The 24,238-nt window shown below is 37.6% G+C and carries 22 protein-coding genes; 7 read left to right on the forward strand and 15 right to left on the reverse strand.

The genetic code is table 11. From position 1 onward, the window contains the following. Nucleotides 1-61: 61 nt before the first annotated feature. From CA265_17855 to CA265_17865, 3 genes are all read right to left on the reverse strand, one after another. Nucleotides 62-1,042 carry a deoxyhypusine synthase gene (locus CA265_17855; GenBank protein ARS41416.1) on the reverse strand — a complete coding sequence of 327 codons (981 nt, stop codon included), beginning with the start codon at nt 1,040-1,042 and terminating at the stop codon, nt 62-64. 1,071 nt (nt 1,043-2,113) lie between these two features. Then, a complete protein-coding gene (locus CA265_17860) occupies nt 2,114-2,392 on the reverse strand; it encodes a hypothetical protein (protein ARS41417.1) in 279 nt (92 codons plus the stop codon). 14 nt (nt 2,393-2,406) lie between these two features. Next, nucleotides 2,407-3,144, reverse strand: coding sequence for a hypothetical protein (locus CA265_17865; protein ARS41418.1), 738 nt, complete (start codon nt 3,142-3,144; stop codon nt 2,407-2,409). 96 nt (nt 3,145-3,240) lie between these two features. Here CA265_17865 and CA265_17870 point away from each other — a divergent pair, with 96 nt between their 5' ends. Beyond that, nucleotides 3,241-4,371 (forward strand): polymerase, encoded by a 1,131-nt coding sequence (locus tag CA265_17870; GenBank protein ARS41419.1) that lies wholly within the window; start codon nt 3,241-3,243, stop codon nt 4,369-4,371. Nucleotides 4,372-4,494: 123 nt separating this feature from the next. Here the strand turns inward: CA265_17870 and CA265_17875 are convergent, their stop codons facing one another. The 3 genes from CA265_17875 to CA265_17885 are packed head-to-tail and all read right to left on the reverse strand — an operon-like array spanning nt 4,495 to nt 8,570. Beyond that, nucleotides 4,495-6,648, reverse strand: a complete 2,154-nt coding sequence (locus CA265_17875; protein ID ARS41420.1) for a hypothetical protein — start codon at nt 6,646-6,648, stop codon at nt 4,495-4,497. Between the two features lie 3 nt (nt 6,649-6,651). Further along, nucleotides 6,652-8,205, reverse strand: coding sequence for a hypothetical protein (locus CA265_17880; protein ID ARS41421.1), 1,554 nt, complete (start codon nt 8,203-8,205; stop codon nt 6,652-6,654). Further along, a complete protein-coding gene (locus CA265_17885) occupies nt 8,202-8,570 on the reverse strand; it encodes a CopY family transcriptional repressor (GenBank protein ARS41422.1) in 369 nt (122 codons plus the stop codon). The genes CA265_17880 and CA265_17885 overlap by 4 nt, the downstream gene beginning before the upstream one ends. A 429-nt stretch (nt 8,571-8,999) precedes the next feature. On the opposite strand from CA265_17885, the gene CA265_17890 reads away from it, so the two are divergent. Next, nucleotides 9,000-9,998, forward strand: a complete 999-nt coding sequence (locus CA265_17890) for a hypothetical protein (GenBank protein ID ARS41423.1) — start codon at nt 9,000-9,002, stop codon at nt 9,996-9,998. Between the two features lie 554 nt (nt 9,999-10,552). Here CA265_17890 and CA265_17895 read toward each other — a convergent pair. Continuing rightward, nucleotides 10,553-11,221: a hypothetical protein gene (locus CA265_17895; GenBank protein ID ARS41424.1), complete on the reverse strand. Its 669-nt coding sequence runs from the start codon at nt 11,219-11,221 to the stop codon at nt 10,553-10,555. Nucleotides 11,222-11,224: 3 nt separating this feature from the next. Next, the gene (locus CA265_17900; GenBank protein ARS41425.1) at nt 11,225-12,007 is read right to left on the reverse strand and encodes an SAM-dependent methyltransferase; all 783 of its coding nucleotides are present in this window, start codon (nt 12,005-12,007) and stop codon (nt 11,225-11,227) included. A gap of 44 nt (nt 12,008-12,051) precedes the next feature. Between CA265_17900 and CA265_17905 the strand changes: the two genes are divergently transcribed. Next, nucleotides 12,052-12,915: a hypothetical protein gene (locus CA265_17905; GenBank protein ARS41426.1), complete on the forward strand. Its 864-nt coding sequence runs from the start codon at nt 12,052-12,054 to the stop codon at nt 12,913-12,915. 59 nt (nt 12,916-12,974) lie between these two features. After that, nucleotides 12,975-14,057, forward strand: coding sequence for a glycoside hydrolase (locus CA265_17910; GenBank protein ID ARS41427.1), 1,083 nt, complete (start codon nt 12,975-12,977; stop codon nt 14,055-14,057). On the opposite strand, the gene CA265_17915 is transcribed toward CA265_17910, so the two are convergent. The 7 genes from CA265_17915 to CA265_17945 all read right to left on the reverse strand — a co-directional run bounded on the left by CA265_17915 (nt 14,052) and on the right by CA265_17945 (nt 19,169). Continuing rightward, nucleotides 14,052-14,534, reverse strand: coding sequence for a hypothetical protein (locus CA265_17915; GenBank protein ARS41428.1), 483 nt, complete (start codon nt 14,532-14,534; stop codon nt 14,052-14,054). The two genes, CA265_17910 and CA265_17915, sit on opposite strands and share 6 nt — an antisense overlap. A 69-nt stretch (nt 14,535-14,603) precedes the next feature. Further along, entirely contained in the window at nt 14,604-15,431 is an 828-nt protein-coding gene (locus CA265_17920; GenBank protein ARS41429.1) for a glycoside hydrolase, read from the reverse strand. Nucleotides 15,432-15,736: 305 nt separating this feature from the next. Next, complete coding sequence (locus CA265_17925; protein ID ARS41430.1) at nt 15,737-16,549, reverse strand: hypothetical protein; 813 nt, start codon at nt 16,547-16,549, stop codon at nt 15,737-15,739. A 40-nt stretch (nt 16,550-16,589) separates the two neighbouring features. After that, entirely contained in the window at nt 16,590-17,501 is a 912-nt protein-coding gene (locus CA265_17930; protein ARS41431.1) for an alpha/beta hydrolase, read from the reverse strand. Between the two features lie 2 nt (nt 17,502-17,503). Next, nucleotides 17,504-17,893 (reverse strand): hypothetical protein, encoded by a 390-nt coding sequence (locus tag CA265_17935; GenBank protein ARS41432.1) that lies wholly within the window; start codon nt 17,891-17,893, stop codon nt 17,504-17,506. Continuing rightward, a complete protein-coding gene (locus CA265_17940; GenBank protein ARS41433.1) occupies nt 17,875-18,075 on the reverse strand; it encodes a hypothetical protein in 201 nt (66 codons plus the stop codon). Before CA265_17940 ends, CA265_17935 begins: the two co-directional genes overlap by 19 nt. Nucleotides 18,076-18,149: 74 nt before the next feature. Further along, a complete protein-coding gene (locus CA265_17945) occupies nt 18,150-19,169 on the reverse strand; it encodes a peptide chain release factor 2 (protein ARS41434.1) in 1,020 nt (339 codons plus the stop codon). Between the two features lie 220 nt (nt 19,170-19,389). Between CA265_17945 and CA265_17950 the strand changes: the two genes are divergently transcribed. The 3 genes from CA265_17950 to CA265_17960 all read left to right on the forward strand — a co-directional run bounded on the left by CA265_17950 (nt 19,390) and on the right by CA265_17960 (nt 24,231). Then, complete coding sequence (locus tag CA265_17950) at nt 19,390-19,632, forward strand: hypothetical protein (GenBank protein ID ARS41435.1); 243 nt, start codon at nt 19,390-19,392, stop codon at nt 19,630-19,632. A 506-nt stretch (nt 19,633-20,138) separates the two neighbouring features. Beyond that, entirely contained in the window at nt 20,139-21,392 is a 1,254-nt protein-coding gene (locus CA265_17955) for a hypothetical protein (protein ID ARS41436.1), read from the forward strand. 13 nt (nt 21,393-21,405) lie between these two features. Further along, nucleotides 21,406-24,231, forward strand: coding sequence for a hypothetical protein (locus CA265_17960; protein ARS41437.1), 2,826 nt, complete (start codon nt 21,406-21,408; stop codon nt 24,229-24,231). Nucleotides 24,232-24,238: the final 7 nt, after the last annotated feature.

Below are 24,238 nucleotides of genomic sequence, written 5' to 3' on the forward strand. Positions count from 1 at the left end.
TTCGATATGTTATCTCGAATGGGCATACTAGAAACCAATTTGGTTTATTTATTTTTTCTGATTATTGTTTTAATATCCAGGCAAACATTAATGGTGCTACAATTGTTGCATCACTTTCTACAATAAACTTAGGGGTGTGAATATCTAATTTACCCCAGGTAATCTTTTCGTTCGGTACAGCACCAGAATATGAGCCATAAGAAGTAGTCGAATCCGAGATCTGGCAGAAATAACTCCAGAAAGGAATATTTTCCATTTCCATATCCTGATAAAGCATTGGCACTACACAAATAGGAAAATCGCCGGCTATACCACCACCAATCTGGAAGAAACCAATTCCTTTGCCACCACTGTTTGCAATATACCAGTCGGCTAACCAGCCCATATATTCAATACCGCTTTTCATTGTAGTTGCTTTCAATTCACCTTTCATCACATATGAGGCAAAAATGTTACCCATAGTAGAATCTTCCCATCCCGGTACTACAATTGGCAAATTCTTTTCTGCCGCAGCAAGCATCCACGAGTTTTTAGGGTCTATTTCATAATATTGCTCTAAATCGCCACTTAAAAGCATTTTGTACATGAACTCATGCGGAAAATATCTTTCACCGGCCGTATCTGCATCTTTCCATATTTTATGAATGTGTTTCTGTAAACGACGGAAAGCCTCTTCTTCCGGGATACAGGTATCGGTAACACGGTTGTAATGGTTCTCTAAAAGATCCCACTCGTCCTGCGGACTTAAATCGCGGTAGTTTGGTACACGTTTATAATGTGAATGTGCTACCAGGTTCATAATATCTTCTTCAAGGTTCGCACCCGTACAAGAAATAATCGCCACTTTATCCTGGCGAATCATCTCTGCAAGTGAAATTCCCAATTCTGCAGTACTCATTGCACCAGCAAGTGTGATCATCATTTTACCACCTTCGTCTAAATGCGTTTCGTATCCTTTAGCCGCATCCATCATTGCCGCAGCATTAAAATGGAGGTAATTACGCTCCATAAACTGAGATATTGGTCCTCTTGTATTGCTCATTTCGTTTTGTATTGTTTGCCGCAAAAATAGGTATTTAGGCCGAAAGGTTAAAACGTAAAAGCGTTTAGCGCTTGGAGCATCGCGTTTGGCGCATGGCGATTAGGGCATGGCGCCAATTAACTTACATAAAATTATCTGATCATTCCCTCCCGGTTCGTCATCCTAAACTTGTTTCAGGATCTTTAATGGAAATAGTTTGCAATTAACAGTTATCAATAAACAATTAACTGATTCCCTCCCCGATTCGTCATCCTGAACTTGTTTCAGGATCTTTAATGGAAATAGTTGGCAATTAATGGTTATCAATAAACAATTAACCAATTCTCCCCTCGTGGTTCGTCATCCTGAACTTGTTTCAGGATCTCTATGAAAATTAAGCTAGTATCCTTTATTTGAAAAGCAATTGCAGCAATCCTTTTAACGTCAGTCCGGCTTTTCGGTAAAAGTCCTCGGCTCGTACCTCGCCTGTGGGCTTTCCCCTTCAATCCGGTTTAGGTGTCAACGGGCAGCAGAAATAGTACAGTTTGCAATTAACAGTTATCAATAAACAGTTAACCGATTCCCCTCATGGTTCGTCATCCTGAACTTGTTTCAGGATCTTTTATTGAAATAGTTGGCAATTAACAGTTATCAATAAACAATTATCCGATTCCCCCTCGTGGTTCGTCATCCTGAACTTGTTTCAGGATCTTTAATGGAAATAGTTGGCAATTAACAGTTATCAATAAACAATTAACTGATTGCCCCGCGATTCGTTATCCTGAACTTGTTTCAAGATCTTTCATGGAAATAGTTGGCAATTGACAGTTATTAATTAACAGTTAACCAATTCCTCTCGTGCTTCGTCATCCTGAACTTGTTTCAGGATCTTTTATGGAAATAGTTGGCAATTAACAATTAACCAATTCACACCGCGATTCGTCATCCTGAACTTGTTTCAGGATCTTTCATGGAAATAGTTGGCAATTGACAGTTATTAATTAACAGTTAACCAATTCCCCTCGTGCTTCGTCATCCTGAACTTGTTTCAGGATCTTTCGTGGAAATTAAGCTAATCTCATTTACCTATTATTAAGGCTGGTATTCAAATGGCAACCTATCCCCTATTCTTTTGCCGCCCCAAAAATCACGCACGTAAAAACTTTTATAATCTACATAACTACCTTTGCTATCAACCAGTGTATGCTTAAGGTAAGGGCGTAAAAGTGATCCAGCATTATAATCCAAACGCGTAGCAATTTTATGATTATACAACACATACACCGATCTGGGGAGTTCAAGTTTTATAAAATTACTATCTACTACACTCGTAAACATACTGGGATTTGTAGGTTGAGTACTTATTTTCATCGGTCCCGTTTCATTTATAGCGGCATAGGTAAAAAACCATTTTGCTCTGCATTGTTTGCAAACACAGTTCTTAAATAATGCATAAAAGAACCAAAGTAAGCAACTTTCCGGTTCTCCATCCACTCGCTTCGCTCCTCCTGATTACCTGTTAGTTCTTCAAAAACACAATCACCATCAAAACTGGTCAAACGGCTAGCCCTGGTAAAAGTAAAGTCCTTTAGCAGATATTTTATCCGATAACCAAGCATATGATTTGTAATGATTAAAAAATCGCTGGATGTGGCATTTAAATAATCAGTTTTAGATTTAAACTTTAAAACATCTGTATTCTCTATTTCACAACTGGCTGCATTTGGCGACGTTCCTAAAAAGGCATCTCTAAATATCCTTAAATATTCTTCTCTTTTCTTGTCAAATTTTATGGTTACACTATTTAATTCTACAACTGCATCTGCTAATTTTATATCCAGCACCAACGATTTGCCATTAATGCTCATATTTCTTTTCTCAGAAACATAACCAATCATTTTTACGACTAATTCGTAATTACCACTCGCCAATCCACCAATAAAATACGCTCCTTTCTCATCCGTTAAGGTAATACTTTTCGAATCGGCTATAAACACAGTAGCAGCCTCAATGGGTTTTCCATCCTTAGCTTTAATTACCCCACTAATGGCAAAATTATTCTGAGCCATAGTCACAAAATTGCCAAAACAGAATACCAATACTAGGAGCGCGAATTTATACATCGTTATTTAGAGCGTTTTACTTTTGTTTTCAATTTATAAAATTAATTTAATCAGACAATTGTTAAACCATAATTTAAAATTCCTTTTCTTTGCGCCATGAAAAGAATCTACATTTTCTTTTTCCTTTTAACAATTACGCTGCCTGGTATGGCGCAGATGAAATTGATTAAAAAGATGCTCTCGAACGAAAAAGATACCACCCGCAAAGCCAGCTTTTTACCTTTACCCGCCTTCGGCTATAGTCAGGAAACCGGTTTTGAATTTGGGCTTGGCGCGATTTACTCCTTTTATGTCGATAGAAAAGATACTTTGAACAGGAGTTCGAATTTCGCTTTGAACACGACCTATTCTACAAAAAAAACTGCCAATTTTATGCTTAAGGGCGATTCCTGGACCAAAGGGAATAAATACCATTTTATCGGCGATGTCCGTTTTAAAAATCAGCCTTTCAATTTTTACGGCATTGGCAATAAGGCACAAAAAGCAGATGAAGATAAATTAGACCAACGGGTTTTTAAAACGCTGTTCGATGCCGAGATGAACACTTTACCCAAAGCATATACAGGAGTATCATTGGGTTTCGAGAATTACCGCTTTATAGATAAGGAAATTGGTGGCATTTATACAACGAATCCACAAATTTTAGATAAAGATGGAGGCTCAGTAGCGTGGATAGGTGCATCGCAGAGTTACGACACACGTAACAGCAACAATTACCCAACAAAGGGTTTTTTTGGCAGGGCAACCTACCAGTATGCACCCGATTTTTTTGGTGGCGATAGTTTTACCGGCTCACAGATGAAGCTAGATCTTCGCGGTTTCTTCAGTCTGGCGCCAAAAGTAGTTTTAGGGGTACAGGGTATTTTTTACACCATACAAAGTAAAGCTACGACATTTTACCTTTTACAACAGTTAGGCAACGACCAAATGATGCGCGGTTATTACAGCGGTCGCTACCGTGATGAAAACCTGATGGCCACACAAGCCGAAATCCGTTACCGTTTTATGAACCGTTTTGGTATTGTAGCTTTTGCGGGTACCGGTAAGGTATTTGCAAACGGCCAGTTTAATGCCGATGGATTAAAACCAAACTTTGGCCTTGGAGGGCGCTACTTTTTCGATCCGGCAAAAGGTTTAAGTGTGCGGGTAGATTACGGCATTGGCGAAAAACTGCCAAACGAAAAACGCCAATCGGGATTTTATATCAGTTTAGCAGAAGCGTTTTAAAGGATGTAAGATGTATAATGGAAAAGGGATAACGGAATATATACTCTGCTTTTTGCCATTTTGGGCGCAGTGAAGGACCTACAATTCCAAATGCTCCAATTACTTTTCCTAAAAGACAGATCTTCAGTTCTTTTTATCTTGAATATCAAACTTTACATGTAGACTATCAAATCTTTTGACGCCAGCACGAGACTTGGTTAATAGTGAGCCATTTATAGCTTTTGCATCACCGTTTTGCTTATTAAAAATAATTTTATCCGCTTCTAACATTAAATCATCATTATAAACTCTAGCCCTTCCATACAGATTTATTAGTTTTTGATCTTTAGATGTTTTAACTGAATCTATAGCGCCATATTTTATAGTCCCTAGTAAACTCCCTTTTGCCGGACCATCCTCAATGTAAGTAATTAGATATTTTGCATTTCCGCTAGAAGAAAAATCTTTTGATTTTGATTTATTAAGGTCCAGAACAATTTGTGCAGAAATGAATCCATCCCCCATTTTATCATCTAATCTTGCCTTTTTTGCAGTTATTAAACCTTTTTCTTTATCCCAAATTAATTCTTCCGCGATCAACTTACTATTCCCGATTATTAAGTCAGCAAATGAGAAATAAGATATATTTCCTTTAACATCTCCACGAAGCGTCCTGAAAGAAATAATTTTTGGCACTAACGCAGCATAATCATTCGATTTCAAAACAGCAATCTTTTGCTTCCCATCCTGATGATAAAAACGGTCATAGAGCGCCTCATTTTTAATTATATATTTTTTAGGCTCAGAATACAAAATGATCAGCTTATCAGTCGTATAGGTATTCTTTGAAACCAACTTTTCGCCAATAAATTTCACCAGTACCTTATCGCCCCTTTTAAAATTGTCATCTTTTATATTTTGAGCGGTAAGATTTAAATTGATAGTAAAAAGGCCATCATTTAAAACAATTTTTTCAAGTTTATTATTCGCACCTTTTTTTATCGACTTAATTTTAGAGGTGGCAAAACGGGCCTTATTGGCTTCATACAGAAAAGCATATTTTTCAGGTTTATACTCGTAAATCAAATTGCCCTTTAAATCCTTTATGGTTTGTGGCACGTAAGTAATGTCGACATCTTTAAATCGGTTGGGCTCTCCAATTGGTGCAGGCGGCAATATACTTGCGCTAATTAGTACAACTATTTTGTCGCCTATTTTAAGTTTATTGTTAACATTGTTATATTCTATTGAATAAGTACCAGTTGCCGTTTTTAAGCCAAATGTTTTATGGTTCCTTTTCTTACCAAATTCAATCACCACGCCTTCTATCGGTTTTCCAAGTAAAGAATCGGTTTGCAATGTTTTAATCTCGGTTTGTACCGTAGGGGCAACATCAACATATGCTACTGTAAAACTATACACCAGTCCCAATAATATCGGCAATGCCAATACATACACTAACTTTTTCATGTTCGTTGATTTTTGGTTAAACAACATTTTAATACGGTCCTTAATCGGGCTTTTAACAAAATTGTGGATCAATGGCATCTCGCTCTTGGTTATGGCCAGTTTTAGTAAAAGATTGGCATATGCCCTACTGCCATAACCTGTTGAGGTGACTTCATCTGCCTCATATTCATGTACCTGCTCTAAAGCTTTATCGTATAGGTAAACCACAGGGTTAAACCATAAAACAGCTTTAAAAACCATGAGCACTAGCTTATCTATAGAATGGTATTGCCTGGCATGAACCTGCTCGTGTTTCAGCAAAACTGATAGATCAGCAGCACTTAAATCCTCATCATTTATAAAAACATAGTTAAAAAAGGAGCAGTTGGTAAAACCTTGTGTTTTGCTTATTAGCTTTAATCCGTCGTAATTTTGGGTGTAACTACCGGTGTGTTTAAGCAAACCAAACAGCCGCCATAGGCAAACCAACAATAAAAGTGCAGCCGTAGCACCGTAAACAGTATACATCAGCAGCATCCAGTCGACTTGAGTTCTTACCTCTGGCTGGTACTTCAGCATAATGGGCTGAATAAGCTGCACTGGTGCCTCATCAGCAGGTTTTATTTCAGGTATATTAACCGGGGCCTCAGTTTCTACCGTTGTTATTTCGCGTTTAATTTCAAAATGTAAAGCCGGAATAATAAAACTCAGCAACAGCGTAGCCAGCAAATAAAAGCGATTGATCTTAAAGAAAGTGAGTTTTCTTAAAACCACCAGGTAAAATCCGAAGAACAGTACCGTACAGGCGGTAACTTTAAGCAGATAGGTTAACCATTCCATAGCTATCATTAATTAACAACCACGTTTCGAAAAGGCAACAAAGCCATCTAAAATCAGATTGCTGATTTTTCGGATATTTTTCTCCTTATTAATGTAATCAAGGGTCTTACTGTTGGATATATTGCCAAGCTCGATTAAAACTGCAGGCACTTTAGATTCACGGAGTAATAAAAGGTTTGCATTTTTTAACGAATCTCTTACTTCCATTCCTTTAAGCTGCTTTAAATTGCTTAAAATTCCGGCACCCAGGTCTTCCGCTGTTTTAATATTGCTGTTCAGTTTAGAAACATAAACCTCAATACCACCGAAAGGCACTGCTTCATTTGCAACTGCTGCATTATGATGGATGGAAATAAATGCCATAGCCTCTTGTTTAGGCAAACGATCGCGAAGTGAGATAAATTCATCAGAAGTTCTCGTCAATACAACTTTAATCCCTCTTTTTTCTGCTTCTTCTTTAATGATTTTTACTGCCCTTAGATTCAGGTCTTTTTCCTTTTGACCATCCAGGGCGCTTACAGCTCCATCTTTCCCACCATGGCCGGCATCAATAACCAATATAGGTTCTACTTCATTAAAAGCAGGGTTTGGATTAACCTTAATCGTGCTGTTTAAGTAATTCATGGCATAAACATTTGGCTTTATCGGTGCATCTGCCGAGGCCTGTTTCCCATCCAATGTTTTCTCAACAATAATTTCTTTGCGGTTTATAAATGCCATGCAGCAAATCATTAAAACCGGAATAATGCCTAAATAAACAAGCTTTTGCAGCTTTGCGTTTGGTTCTTTGTACAACATCATGATTCTATTTTTTAGTGGAAGTTTACTAAAACTATTAATGGCTAATTTTTTAGCTGGCATAGCCAGATTTAAAAGTAAAGAAGCATAAACCTTCTTATCTGCAACTTTAGAAGTTTCACGGTCGGCCAGAAATTCGTGGTTATGATCAATGGCATTCCGCCAAAAATAAATAATGGGGTTAAACCAGAGGACTGCAGTTACGAGGTTAACTAAAAGTTTATCGAAAGCATGCCACTGTTTTACGTGGATCGATTCGTGTTTAATCACCAGGTTCTTCTCTTCCAACTGTAACGAGTCGTCGACAATAATCTGGTTAAAAAAAGAGCAGTTTTTTATGGTTGATTTACCATCGACCAAGATTACAGCTCCATTTCTATCTATCGCATGTTTGCGCAATTGAATCTGGATGCGTACCATCATCAAAAGCATTCTAAAAACAAGGGCGGCCAGAATTAAACAATAACCATACATCACTAGCTGGTTCCAGTTTATGTTAGTGTTAGTAGCATTGCCTTCATCTGCAAAATCCTGCTCTACAAAACCATCATTACTATACGCTATTTTTGAGGGAATCTCCTGACTGGCTACTGTTACTTCGTGGCGATTTTCGATGGTCACTGCCGGGATGCTAAAACTCAATACCAGCATCATTAATAAATAAGCACGGTTCAGGTTAAAAAACGTGAGTTTAGCCAGCAAGAACTGATAGGCCGCAAAGAAGATTACGGTACAGGCCGAAACCTTTAATAAGTAAATTAAAATCATGACTTCGAATCCTGGTTAATGATTTTTTTAATTTCTTCTATATCTTTTTCACTTAGTTTTTCTTCTTTTACCATAAAAGATAAAAGACTGGTTGGAGAATTATCAAAATAACCTGAAAATAATTTTGAAAAGGTAGTTTTGGCATATTCATCTTTGGTAATCGACGGAAAGTATTCGTAGGTTTTTCCATAAGCCTTATAATTAACATAACCTTTCTTTTCTAAAAGCCTCACAATTGATGAGATGGTATTATAAGGTGGTTTAGGTTCTTCTTCCAGCTCATCAATAATATCTTTCACAAATGCTTTTTGCAGTTTCCATAAAATCTGCATAATACGCTCTTCTGCTTTAGTTAATTCTTCCATACCCAAATCTATAACTTACTTTTCAGTTTTACAACTAAAAAACAAGTTGTATTACTGAAAAATCAGTTTAAAAAATTAATTAACTGATTTACAGATAAATAAAATACAAATTTCTTTTAATTAGCAAACGAAAAGATTGTAGTGATTGGCAACTGTAGCCCCGCCATTCGCTATAGCCCTCATAAAAAAATCGGGGCTACCGCTGCTGTCCCTTAGGTTTGAGAAAGATTATCAAAGAATTAAATTTGATAAAGGAAACCTTAAAAGCAGAGGTGAACTATGCTGCGATCCAGACTTACGATCTAGAACCTGTAACAGACCTCTGCTTTTTAGTTGAACAAGAACCATATAGAATTTTAGTCTAGCGGACTATTAAGGGATTCAGTTTTATTCAACTTTAGGATTTCCATTTCACTTAACCGTAAAGTTATGAATTATGAACTATTTGTTGGAATAGATATTTCCAAATCAACCATCGATGTTGCTGTTGTTACACAGGCCTGTTTCGACAAACCCCTTCACCATGTTTTTAAGAACAGCTATGATGGCTTTGGCCTAATGCTGGAATGGCTTTCCATACATGGTATCGCGCCCAAGAAGGTTCTTTTCTGTTGCGAGCATACAGGTATTTATATCTGCCCCATAACCAACTTTATGCATGCAAATGATTTATCTATATGGGTTGAAAACGGGCTGCACATTAAGCGTTCCATTGGACTTAAACGGGGGAAATCTGATAAGGCTGACGCACTGGCAATCGCAAGCTATGCTTTTTCAAATCAGCACAAAGCCCGTCCTTACCTCCTTCCTTCGGCAACAAGCTCAAAACTCAAACACCTGCTGGCACACCGCGAACAGTTGGTAAGACACCAGACCTCTTTTAAATGCACTTGCTCAGAGCTTAAAGGATTTGATAGGGAGAACGCTGGCTATTGCATAGCCGATAGCCAGGAAATGCTTGCCCTTTACGCCGAACGGATAAAAAAGGTAGATATCGAGTTGGCAGCCTTAATAACAGAGGACCAGGAACTAAACGAACAGTTCAGCCTTGTGCAGAGCGTGCATGGGATCGGAAAGCAGACGGCTATGTTTATCCTGATCCATACTGAAGCCTTCGCTGCATTTTCAGACTACAGAAAGTTTGCGAGCTATTGTGGAATAGTCCCATTTCCACATAGCTCGGGGACGAGTATACGAGGGAGAAACCGGGTAAGCAACCTCGCCAATAAAAAACTAAAGGCGTTACTGACCATGTGTGCGCTAAACACGATAAAAAAAGATAACGAATTCAAACGATACTATGATCGAAAAAAAGCTGAAGGAAAAAACGCTATGTGTGTACTGAATGTGATAAAAAATAAGCTACTGAGCAGAGCTTTTGCTGCTGTTAAAAGAGGTACGCCATACCTCCTGGAGCCTGCTGCATAAATCTAAAGTAATGCTTCTCAGAAAAAAAACTTTTTATTTGTATAAACCATAGAATACAGGTTTATTGAACAACGGTCTCTCACCATGGTGCAAAACACCAAACGTTCCTAACGGAACGAAAAAAAAACATAATTTTTTTTCTACCCAAGAGCCGTCCCGATGGGACGTATATTCGCAGACCGTCCCATCGGGACGATTCCTGGGTAGCCAATTGTACGATTGGCGTTTCGTTCCCTAGGAACGTTTGGTGATTAATCTAATATTTTTTACCGGATGGGATTTAAAATTCTAACTCCAAAGGTCAGGATTCTGACATGGGGTCAAAAGGCATCCATCCTTGCTACCCCAAACCCGGCAGCAGCGGGAGCGGGACTGATGCCCGCCACAAAAACGGAACTGCTCATTTCCTAAAAACTGTTGTAATTGTTGAGCATAAATCTTTCCACGCCCCACTATGGCTAAAATATTGAATTTTAAAGATCCTTCACTACGCTCAGGATGACAAAAAATAGCGGTATGATAGATTTCTTCTAGTTAGTCGGAATTTGAAATCCTTATTTGCTTAAGCCTGCCAATGCATTAATGGTTAAGGCTACAATAACCGTATTGAAGATAAAGGCGATTAAACTGTGCAGCAGTGATAGTCTTCTAATCTTTCGATCAGAAATTTCAACATCCGAAACCTGGAAAGTCATGCCCAGCACGAAAGAGAAATAAGCAAAATCGATAAAATCGGGTTCGTCATCACCAGGAAATTCCAGTCCGGCTCCTTTTTTATCAGTAGATTTCTTCTTATCGCCATAATAAAGGTGCGCATAACGCATGCTAAAGGTAGTGTGCACCAAAAACCACGACAAAAACATGCCTGCAATAGCCACGACCAGATCGAGCGGCTCGATATCTTTATTAATTAACAGCAGAATTACAGCGAGTAAACCTGCAAAGGTAGATACCACCACAATGGCAAAAATTTCGCCACGGGTTTCGTCCTGCATTTTGGCCTTCAGGTGTGTTTCAGCAGCAGAGGTATGAAAAAACATGTACCAATGGAGGGTAATCAGCATCAAACAAAACGCATCCCAACCCAACATGATGTGCGTAAGCACACTCATTTCAATAAAAAGCGAAACCAAATAAAAAGCAATACCCGAAAATAAGCTAATCAACAAAATAAACATGGCTGATCGTTTCTGGATACCTGCTAACTTGGGTTCTACATTCATTTTTTAAAATTTAAGCTTAAAGTGTTCCTTGGCCTGCCCTTTTTTAAAGTAAACCAAACCGATCCAGAACAAATCGACGGTTACGGTAACGTCAGGATGGTTTTTAATTTCTGCCCAGGCTTCTTTCATGCCATCGCTCCAATAAATATCGTCAAAAATCAGGAGCGAATCTTCATTAATTTTAGGCAAACACCATTTAAAGTAATTCAGGGTAGCATCTTTGCGGTGGTTACCATCAATGTAAACGAAATCTAAACTGGGCTGTTTGGCAATAATATCAGGCAGGATTAAATCAAAATTACCCACATGAAGTTCGATATTCTCTAAATTAAGTTCCTGGAAATTTTTCTTCGCCACTTCTGCCGTTTGCGGACAACCCTCTATCGTAATTACTTCGGTTTGCGGATCTGTCTTAGCCAGATAGGCCGTGGTAATACCCAAACAGGTACCCAATTCGATTGCACTTTTTGGATGTGTATTTTTTGCCAGGCGATAAATAAGCTTGGCCAGCCTCGGACTTTTTAACGCATTCTTGGCAATCTGACTTACTTTCTTTGTGCGGTTTTTATTGAGGTGAGAACCCGCTCCAAGGTCTGTAACCGTGATTATCGAATCGTCATTAAAAAGTTTTTTTCGCTGTTCTTCTATGTTTTTGTATTCAGATTTGTCTGTAAAATCGTAAATTACCTCATCAGCGAGCTTGTACACGAATGGTGAGTGCGTTCCATGTCGGCTTTTTGCTGTTAAACGGTGTTTAAGGTAATCTGTAATAAATTGAAATAGCATAATATTGCAAAAGTAATTAAACACTGCAAACGTAGGTATGTTTTATGGAAAATAACGCAGAGATAAGTGCTTTAGTAAAACTGTTGGATGATCCTGACGAGGAAGTGTTCCATCATGTAGAGAAGAAACTGCTTGAATATGGCGGTGAGGTAGTACATTTTTTAGAAAATGCCTGGGAACAGTCTTTTGATGGCCTGTTGCAGGAGCGGATTGAAAATATTGTTCATCAGATCCAGTTTAAAACGGTTAAAGAAGATTTAAACTTATGGTATTTAAGTGGTGCTTTTGATTTATTGCAAGGTGCATTAATTATTAACCGGTACCAATACCCAGATTTAGATGAGCAAAAGGTAATTAACCAGCTGGAAGAAATTAAAAGAGATATCTGGCTGGGGCTTCAATACGAAATGAGTTCGGTTGAAAAAGTAAAACTGATCAATCACGTTTTGTATCAACAATATGGTTTTGGGGGTAATACCAAAAATCACCACGATCCCCAAAATTCTTATTTAAACCAGGTGCTGGAAAGTAAAAAAGGCAACCAGATTTCGCTGGCCATCATCTATTCTACCCTGGCACAGAAATTAGATTTGCCTGTTTATGGGATCAATTTGCCGCAACACTTTATTTTGGGTTATATAGACGATAGCAAACAGGAAGGAAGCGAATATGGTGTGCTTTTTTACATCAATGCCTTTAACCGCGGTAACATCTTCGGCAAACATGATGTTGATCAGTTTCTGCGCCAGCTTAATTTAGAAGCCCTGCCCGAATATTACAGGCCATGTAGCAATACCGATATTATCCGCCGTGTAATCAGAAACCTGATTTCGGCATACGAAAACGCTGGTGCAACAGAAAAAGTTGCCGAACTAAACGAATTACAAAATATTATTGCCGAAAAATAACCCTTTAATTTTAGCCCGTGCAGAAAAGAAACGCCAATTACCACACCATCACATTCAGAATGACTGCCTTGGTGATGTTGACACTACTGTTTAGTTTCCATGTAAAAGCGCAAAAAACAGTAAAACCTAATGTAATTGCATACTACACCGGGCAAAATACAGTAATAGATAGTTTCCCCATTGAAAAACTAAGTCACTTAATTTACAGTTTTGGACACTTAAAAGGCGATAGTTTAAACATTCGATCGGCAAAAGATTCTGCGCTGATTTCGAAGATGATCAGTTTAAAAAAGCGTAATCCCGATTTAAAGGTGATGATTGCCATGGGCGGCTGGAGTGCTTGTAAAAACTGCTCTGAAGTATTTAGCAGGGCCGATGGGCGAAAAACATTTGCTAAAACCACCAAAGAAATACTCGACTTTTTTCATGCTGATGGGATAGACATTGATTGGGAATACCCCGCTGTAGTGGGCTTCCCCGGGCATCGTTACACGGTAGAGGATAAACATAACTTCACCTTACTGATTAAAGAATTGCGCAAAAAACTAGGCAAAAAGGCCGAAATTAGTTTTGCTGCAGGCGGCACAAAAAACTGCATCGATTCTTGTTTCGAATGGGATAAAGTCATGCCACTGGTAAACCGGGTTAATGTAATGAGTTACGATCTGGTAAGCGGATATGCCACCCAAAGCGGCCATCATACCCCATTGTACGCTACCGCCCAACAAGCTTTATCAGGCGATTATGCGGTAAAAGCGCTGATCGATTTAGGTGTACCCGCACAAAAAATTGCATTAGGAGCAGCATTTTACGCCCGTATTTTCGAAAATACTACCGATGCAAACCAGGGTTTATACCAGCCGACCAAATTTTTAAGAGGTGTTTCTTTTAAAAACTTTACGAAACAATTTTCTGCTGAAAATGGCTATACCTACTATTGGGATGAGACAGCCAAAGCACCTTATTACTATAACCAACAAACAAGGTATCTCGCCACTTTTGATGATCCTAAATCAATTTCATTAAAAACCAAATATGTTATCGACCAAAAATTAAATGGCATCATGTTTTGGGAGTTGACTGATGATGCTTATAGCAATGGACTACTGGATGTGATTGACAAAACGATAAAAGAATTATAAGGGACTACCGAAGGTAGCCACCCAGTAATTTTGTGCCATACCAGCTCCAGCTTCTTTACTTTTAGCATCCATCATGGCTTTACAATGGCTTACACTATTTTTCCATGCGGTAATTACCAGATCGACCTCGTTATACCCTTTTGCTAAATTTTCTGCCTTAAAATCGCCTTTATAACCAGCATTTAATGCCCGCTCGGCGGGAGTACCGCCATCTGGGGATAAGTGATCAAAATAGTTTTGCTGAGCCATATCTTTGGCATGAAGTATTGCCGCATTTTGCAATTGTTTATTCAAAGATAACTCAGGTACTGGAGGCATGTATTCCGTACCACAATTACATCCGCTTTGTCTGAGTAGGTTAATCTTGCCAATCAATAAATCAACATTGCTTTCCGGCAAGGTTATTTCTTCCTTTTTGCACTGCACCAATAAAATGCAGAGCAAGACACCAGTCAGCACAATTAGGTATTTTTTCATATTCTATTTTATATGGCAAATGGAGGCAGCCATAAGGCTACCTCCAAATTAAAAGTTTGATTTTCCAGATTAGAAGGCTCTTTCTCTGCCCAGGTAAATATTTTTACCAGTGTAAAAAGTATTACCAGACGGGCCTGGAGAGCCACTATCACCTTCCATTTGCATGTTAATGATGAGCCACATGGGTTTGTTCACCGAGTTGCTCATGGTGTGCTTAGCTACCCAAACGTTATCGATATAATAATGGCAGTCTACATCTGTTGCGCTTACTTTATTGTACCAGCACTTGTAATTATGGTACGAGCCAGCATTAGAAACTGCTGTGAGTTTATTCTCCCAGCCACCATCATAAGTATTCTGCCAATTGGTGTTACTGCCTTTAAACTCCATAATATCGCTTTCAGGTGGCCATGAGTTTACTCCTGTAATCCAGAAAGCAGGCCAGGTACCTTTGCCTGTTGGTACAGCGAAATCGCCAGAAATGGTATAACTGGGAAACTGATCGTTAATTAGCACCTGCTGTTTGGCATGGCAGGCACCAGAGTTATACCATATCGCCACATTAGTAAAACCGTTAGCCGTACTGTTTCCCGGAGATGAAGCTAAGCGCGTAGCTTTAATCGTTAACACACCTCCACTTAACGAAATTTGATTATGGTTAGAAGCGCTGCCCACCATACGTGCAGATCCATTATGATCGGTGCCCCAGGGATAATTATAATTCCATTGCGCCTCAAAATTAGTGTAATTGGCAAAAGAGTTCCCGTCAATCAATGTTTCCCATGCTTTAACCTGGCCTTTTTCTGTTTTAATTTCTTCTTTATCTTTTTTACAAGATAAAATTGATACAAACATGCATACAAATAGCATGCATAATTTCATTTTTTCATTTCTCATTTTTTTTGATTTAGGTAAATATTTGGTTAGATAAAAGGCATATCTAAACTTACAACCGACATGCCTGTAAACAAAGGTAGACGACGTATCACTAGAAAATGAGGGTCTAAATGGTAAAAATGAAGTGGTAAAATGGGCGTTTTACTTGCCTTTTCTAATTTGGCAGGTTATTCTGATTTACAATCATTGTAGGTATCTGACTTTATTGACGAAAAAGTTATCAAAAACAAAAGCCTGATCATGGCTCATGATCAGGCTCTTATGCATTTCTTTACGTTACTTGCAGATGTATTAAGGTATATCGTTTATTTACAGTTGTATACCAGATTATAGGAAGTTGATACTTCGTCAAATATGGCACCAGAGCTTGATTTCTGGGTATTTTTTACGATGATAGATGTTGCATTTCCTTTGGCATCGAACTTATAACTGTAATCTGAAATTACTGCATTGGCATCTCCGGAAGATTGGGTTGTAGATTTGATCACTACATTCTTGGAATGTTTCCCAAAGTAATTTCCAGGCATGTAGTCTATAACCAGCGAAATAGGATCAGATGTTTCGTAAGTATTTACAGCAAGTTGATTTGAATATTCATAAATAGTGGTTTCCACTACCCCATCAAAATAAATAACCTTTACCTGTGTTAAGTTACCATTGGTGTATGTAAGTTCGGCAGTAGAGTTAAGTTGGGTATCGAGATAACTTTTTACCACACTTAAATAGCCATCTGCATTGTAGGCATAGGTCCGGGTAACTGGAGTCTTTGAACCATTTATACTAAAAAAATCTGAATTATAGCTGGAAACCGCCCTTCCATCAGCTATAGTAAGTTCTGTAATTTCGCCATCAGGCAATACACCTGTAATTTTTGTAGCAGAATAAGTATAAACCCTAGATTCACCATCACTTGTAGCCTTAGTGAGTTTACCTGAAGCATCGTAAGTATAGCTAATTGAATATTGACCAAACATACCTAAATCGGTATTTACTGTCGTTAACTGGCAACCATTGCTGTTCGGATCCAGGCGTGCATTCCAATTAATTTCTTTCTTACAACCTGCAATTGCAATAATCGCCACCAGGGCCACCATTGCATATTTAATTGTTTTTTGCATTAAAATTTCTGGTTAAGAGGTTAAAATATCGGCAAAGATATTAAAATTTCTCTTTTTTCATCCAGGTAGCCAACAAGTTAAACCAATCTACATCAGAAGTTTTGTTGATCAAACCGAAACCATGACCGCCTTTTTCGTACAGGTAAATATCGGTTGCTACCTGATGCTGCTTTAGCGCCTCATTCATCAACACACTGTTTTGGTAAGGCACGGTCTTATCATCTTTAGCATGTACAAAAAAGACAGGAGGCGTTTTTTTGTTAACATTTTTATTGGCAGAGAAATAATGTTTTAAACTATCAGCAGGATTTGGTCCCAATAAATTCTTCATGGTACCGGTATGCACCGATTCTTCAAAACTAATTACAGGGTAAATTAATGCAGCAAAATTAGGCTTTAGCGTTATCTTTTCCGGATTGGCAATTTTAAGATCATTATAATGTGCAACAAGGGTAGAGGCAAAATGACCACCAGCCGAAAAGCCCATAATCCCGATTTTGTTGGTTTTAATTCCATATTTTTTGGCATTCTTCCTGATCAGATATATGGCTTGCTGTGCATCCTGTAAAGGCCCACAGGTTTTATCAACCATAATCTGATCGCTTGGTAACCGATATTTCAATACAAAAGCGGTAACGCCAATGGCATTAAATCTTTTGGCCACATCGGTTCCTTCGTGGCTAAACGCCAAAGCACCATAACCTCCACCCGGGCAAATGATTATTGCAGTTCCGTTGGCGATATTTTTAGGTGCTTCAAAAACCGTAAATGTTGGTACCGATACTTTAGTAATACTCAAAGTACCATTTGCGCGAACCTCGGTGTTTTCTATATAATCTGCAGGAGTAGTTTTGGCACCAGGAATTGCACCTGAATACAACGGCACAATTTCCTGGGCATTCGCTGTAATGAAATAAAGAACCATTATTGGTATTAAAAAAAGTTTGTTCATAACTATAAGTGACTCGGATTAATACATTTTAAAGATTTAACTTTAGCAAAATCTTTATCATTATCCCCTATAAGAGTAAGGTTATTTAATAAGCAAGTTGCCGCTATTAATGCATCAGGTAGTTTTAAGTTGTACGTTTTTCTAACGCTTATCGTTTCAGCAATAATTCCATCTCCCAAACCTAAAATAATTGAATTTGATACGAATTTTTGATATATGATAATATCATCTGGATTAGTTGGCTTCCATACCTGGAGTTCTATTTCTGAAATAAACGACAACACAGATTCCGCATCCACAATCTGATCCATGTATTTCAAACCTTTCAGAGAAAAAGTTCCATTTAGATATTTTATAGCTGCCGATGTATCAATTAAATATCTCTCTGCCATTCTCCACGCAAATCATTTAATTGTGCATCTATGGCTTCTGCATTCATCTGACTTTTAATTTGATTACGAAGTTCAGAAGTTTTAACGGTTTTTTTAATCACTCTAATAAGATGCAATTCTTCCAATTCCTTTAAAAGCTTATAAGCTTTTTGGTTGGTTAGTTCTATGATCAATGTATCCATAAAGATTAAGATTGGTAAGGCCGTGTTTCAATCAAATATACAAAATTTAGAATTAACTGAGCTGAAGGTTTAGTTTAAAACTCCATAAGATAAGCCTTCAGGAAATCGTTTATATCGCCATTTAAAACGGCATCAGGGTTTGAGGTTTGATAATTGGTACGGTGATCTTTTACACGCCTGTCATCGAGCACATAACTCCTGATTTGTGAGCCCCATTCTATTTTCTTTTTCGATCCCTCCACCGCAGCAATTGCTTCATTACGTTTCCGTTCTTCAATTTCATATAACTGAGATTTTAATAAACGGATCGCATTCTCTTTATTCTGCAACTGCGATCGCGATTCCTGGTTTTTAATAATAATGCCTGAAGGTTTGTGGTATAAACGCACAGCTGTTTCAACTTTGTTTACATTTTGTCCGCCTGCTCCACCAGCCCTGAATGTTTCAAATTCTATATCAGCAGGATTAATATCAATCTGTATGGTATCGTCAACCAGGGGATAAACATACACAGAGGCAAAAGACGTATGCCTGCGGGCATTCGAATCGAATGGAGAAATCCGTACCAAACGGTGTACACCATTTTCGCCTTTAAGATAACCGTAAGAGAAATCGCCATCAAATTGAAGCGTTACCGATTTTATACCGGCAACCTCCCCTTCCTGACTATCCTGCTCGGTAATTTTATAACCGTTTTTTTCTCCCCACATCATATACATCCGCATCAACATATAAGCCCAATCGCAGCTTTCTGTTCCACCGGCCCCGGCAGTAATTTGTAAAACGGCAGAAAGCTGGTCTTCTTTGCTACGGAGCATATTTTTAAGTTCCAGCTCTTCTACGGCAGTTTTACTAATGTCGAACTGGTCTTGTAATTCCTTTTCAGAAGCATCGCCCGATTGAAAAAATTCGAACATCACAACTGCATCTTCAACCGCATTATTGGTTTGGTTAAAGCCATCCGTCCATTTTTTCTTTGAACTAATTTCGGCAAGAATTTTTTCTGCTTTTTTAGGGTCGTCCCAGAAATCGGGCGCCATTGTTAATTTTTCTTCTTCGCGTATGGCGTAAAGTAGCTCATCAACGTCAAAGATACCTCCTCAGCGACGTTACTCTGTCCCTTAAATCTTGAATATTTTCTTTGGTCATGGTAGCAAATATAGTAAATATGAGATACTATTAAGGAGACGCTAACCAAAACCTTAACGATCATCCCTTATTAATGGTGGAGAAAACAGCCATAATACTTTTACCATTGAGAAATTAAAGACATTAAGAGGGTCTGACCAAAACCTTAATTATCTTAACTTCTTAATGGTTTATAATTTAGATCCTTTTACCATTGAGAAATTAAGGACATTAAGAGGATCTGACCAAAACCTTAATTATCTTCACTTCTTAATGGTTTACAATAATTTAGATCCTTTTACCATTGAGAAATTAAGGACATTAAGAGGATCTGACCAAAACCTTAATTATCTTCACTTCTTAATGGTTTACAATAATTTAGATCCTTTTACCATTGAGAAATTAAGGACATTAAGAGGATCTGACTAAAACCTTAATTATCTTCACTTCTTAATGGTTTACAATAATTTAGATCCTTTTACTATTGAGAAATTAAGGACATTAATAAGGATCTAACCAAAACCTTAATTATCTTCACTTCTTAATGGTCTACAATAATTTAGATCCTTTTACCATTGAGAAATTAAGGATATTAAGAGGGTCGGACCAAAACCTTAATTATCTTCACTTCTTAATGGTCTACAATAATTTAGATCCTTTTACCATTGAGAAATTAAGGATATCGAAAAAGCATTTGACTAAATTAAATGACTTATATTTTAACCACGGGTAACCGTAAATTAACACTTCCAGTAACTTGGCTGTTAAAACTTGTTAAAATCAAAAAATGAACAATCAACTAACTATTTAATTGATTAATTTTCGGGAATATTTATCAGATCGACCGGAATTCAAATACACGCCATTATATAAAGTGGCGAAGTTCAAATCAGTCTGTTAGTACCAAACAAATATTAACATCTTAACCAACACAAATGAAAATGCTCTTTTTTATTTTAGGGTATTTATTTTTCTGTACGGCAACATTTGCGCAAACAGGTAAAATAGATAGCTCTGAAATGGCCACACTGCGTATCGACCCTCAAACTGCGCGTGGCGCAGCTGTTTCTCAGGTTTTTAGCGAAGTAGAATTTATCCCCCTCGAAACGACTAAAGAAAGTCTTTTTGGCAATATACATAAATTGAAGATTATTGACAGCCATTATGTAATTTTTGATTACGACACCAAAACTATTCTTATTTTTACAAAAGATGGTAAGTTCAGGTCAAAAATTAACGCAAGTAAAATAGAGCAAGAAAAAAACGACAAAGACAAGGCACAATTTTATGGCTTTACCACCAGGAAGGAAAACAATACTGAATTTATAATTCTCTCTTCCCAATCCAATGCCTTTTATTTTGATCTAAATGGCAAGCAGATCAAAAAAATACCCCTCAAAGAGCATAATAAACAGGGCAACAATCGCGACTTTAAACTGGCTAACCAAGCGCTGGTGAGGCCCGATTTCATCCTAAAAGCCGGTAAGGATAGTACCTTTTATGAATTGGGTATAATTAATAATAAGGATTCGGTTGGTTATTTCCCTTATAACAAAAAAAGGTATCAAACAGATGAATTTATTAGCGCGGGTTCACACTTTTATCAATATGGATCGGAAAATGAAATGTTTTTTTTAAATTACTATTCAAATGACATCTTCAAGGTAAGTCCTACTAAACTTTCGCTTGCCTATCATATTATATTTCCTGCAACAAATTCTTTACCTAACGATTTTTTAACTAACCCTGTTTATACTAAAAAGCGCATAGAGTACTTTAGAAACAATCCTAAGATTTTTTACGGTTTAAGCAATACTTATTTAGTAGGCAATAATCTTTACCTCCAAATGAATAATTTTGGCTGGGATCCAAGCATTAAAAGCGCAATTATTTACAACCTGAAAACCGGTGAGCTGACCTCTGTGCAGGATTTGGAGCCTGATTCACTTTCGTCTTTTTTACCCGTTACTGATGCCAGCAGTGATTTTTATGATTTTAAAAGTCGTGGCTTTCATATGTACGAAAACGGTTATTTCTACACCAATTACTCTTCTTTAGCCATGTTTACTTTTAAAGAGCAAAGCGAAGGAAAAACAACAAAATACCCGCCAAATCTGGAAGCTTATTTTAAAACGCAGAATAAAAAGAGCAACCCCATCATTATTAAACTTAAACCTAAACAAAATTAATTTCCCCATCTAAATGCGCCATACCTTACGCTACCTCATCTTATTTTTAATCTTATTCAGTTCTTACAATGCTAAAGCCCAACAAGCTAACCCCACACAAATTGGGGCAGTAAAGGGTGTGATCAGAGATACTACACACAACTACAATTTAAAATCGGCAACAGTATCGTTGTTTAAAGGTGATAGCACCTTAATCAGCTATCAGCTGAGCAATAACTACGGTGAGTTTAGCTTCAAAAACTTACCACTCAATGCTAAAATGTATGTAGAAATAAGCCATATCGGCTACCAGCTGCTCCGTAAAAACTTCACCATTATTGACGGGAAAGCCGCACTGGATTTAAAAACATTAATTATCGCGATAAAAGACAACAATTTACAGGATGTAGAGATTAGGGTAGCCCCCATTACCATGAATGGTGATACTTTAGAATTTAATGCCGCAGCTTTTAAATTGGATAGTAATGCGGTTGTAGAAGACCTTTTGCGCAAAATACCCAATGTAACCCTTTGGGGTGATGGGCAGATTACCGTTAACGGTCGTAAAGTAGAGAGCTTATTGGTAAACGGAAAACAGTTTTTTGGTGGTGACATTAAAATGGCTACCCAAAACATTGCAAAAAATGCATTAGAAAAGGTACAGGTATATCGACAACGGAAAGAGGACAACCCGCTTGACAGTACTTTAACGGTTAATTTAAAGCTTAAAAAAGGCAAAGACATTGGTTATTTTGGCAAAATTGGTGCGGGTTATGGCACTACTAAGAAGTACGAAACTGATGCAAGTTTTAATGTGTTTTCTCCCAAAATGCAACTCGGTATTATTGGTGCAAGCAACAACATTAATAAAACCGCCAGTAGCATCAGATCGCTAACCGCTAACAGTACTTTTAAGGGCCTAACGACCAATGTAGAGTATCAGCCCGATTTCAGACAATCAGGTATCAATCAACCGAATATTGGCGGCGTAACTTTTACTTATAATTTCATTGAAAAGCCCGCTTACGATAAAAGAAGTACCATAAATGCCAACTATTTTGTACAGAATAGAAATAATGAAAATAGATATGATGCGCAAACAACCACATCTATAAATGCTACCGATAAAATATTCGACACCAACACCACCACGGGGAATAGCACCTCAACCAATCAAAACTTTACTTCCAGTCTCGATTTTGTTAAAAAAAACCACCGTTTAAATATTAACCAATCGATGTCTTTAAACAATGGCAACTCGAGTAACGACACGCAAAGAAGTGCTTTTAATGGCCAAAATGTGTTAACAAGCACCAATAATACAAAAGGTCAAAATGATTTTAATAACAAGGGCTTTAATCTTGGTATAAGGTACGGTATGTCTCCCAATTATATCACCAGAAGAGAACATACTTTTGGTGGGCTTAACGCAAATTATCAGTTATCAGTAAATGACAATGATAGCCAAAGATCGAATTTAACTTCCTTCAGGTCCTTTGTAAATGCGTCCACTAACAGAGATTATGACAGGCGGTATGATACACAGCGGAAATCTTTTAACCAGACCTTATCATTAGAACTGCCGAATTTAAAATCATTGTTGTTCGGCTATAAAAATCTTGCAGGCTTCGATTTATCCTTAAACAATAATTTAGCACTTAATAACAGTACCGATCATAACCTGGTAGAAGATTTAACGGCTGGTACCTATGCTACAAATACCTATTTAAGCAATAACACCAAAACCAGTACCGCTGACGAAACCCCTGGCTTAACTTTAAGTAAATCTTTCCACAAGAGTTTATCAAACAGATTCAGCAAAAGTTTAAATATTGGGATTTCTGCGAAACAGCGGTTTATTTTTCAGGATAACAGATCGGATAAGGCGCAGCAAAATATTAACCGAACTTACAACAGATTTGTGCCAGAGGTAAATATCAATTATAGCAATTATCAGTATGGCGAATCTTATAATTCAATATCATTAACCTATAAAACAGATATCACCATACCCAATTTACAACAACTGGCCCCTTTAACCGATAGTACCAATTTGTACAATTTGCAGCGGGGGAATATTAAACTGCGGGAAGCCACCAACAGATCCATTAACTTTAGCTTAGACCGGTCGGATCAGAAAAGCAAAAACACCTTAAATTATAACTTTAGTATTTCGGCGGGTATGATTGATGATGCTATAGTAGATAGTATTTTTATCGACAGCCAAAATAAGCGTACAGCTTATTTAACCAATGCCAATGGAAATAAGTATTTAAATGTTGATGGTTATTTAAGAAAAGCTTTAAAACTAAAAACTTCTGAACTGCAGCTAGGCTTAAATGGAGGTATAGATATTGCCAAAAACCCAGGTTATTTAAATGATGTATTCAGTTTTTCGAATACTTTAAATACAGAAGCAAAATTAAGTTTAAACTATACCTACAAGGATAAATTTGCTACTGAAGTAGCACAGGGTTTTAATACTTATCGATCGGAGCAGGAAGCTTTTAACACCAAATACAGTGGATTAAATATAACGACTTCGTTAAGCAGCATTTACAATGTGACCAAAAAATTTACCTTAAGCAGTAACATCAGCTTTAACTCCAGCAAATCGAACAGTGCTGCCAGTATTAATTTTGCCATCTGGAATGCCAGTGCGGTTTATCGCTTTCTGAAAGGGAATAATGCGGAGTTTAAATTCTCAGCAATGGACTTACTTCATCAAAACACCAACATCATTAATTACGGTGGCGCCAACAGTTTTACCCTGGGCACTCAAAATGTATTACAACAATACTTTATGACGACCTTTTCGTATTACCCTAGGCAGTTTGGCAAAAAGCCAGTAAAGAAATAAGATGATT

This window comes from Sphingobacteriaceae bacterium GW460-11-11-14-LB5 (assembly GCA_002151545.1).
Classification (GTDB): Bacteria; Bacteroidota; Bacteroidia; order Sphingobacteriales; family Sphingobacteriaceae; genus Pedobacter.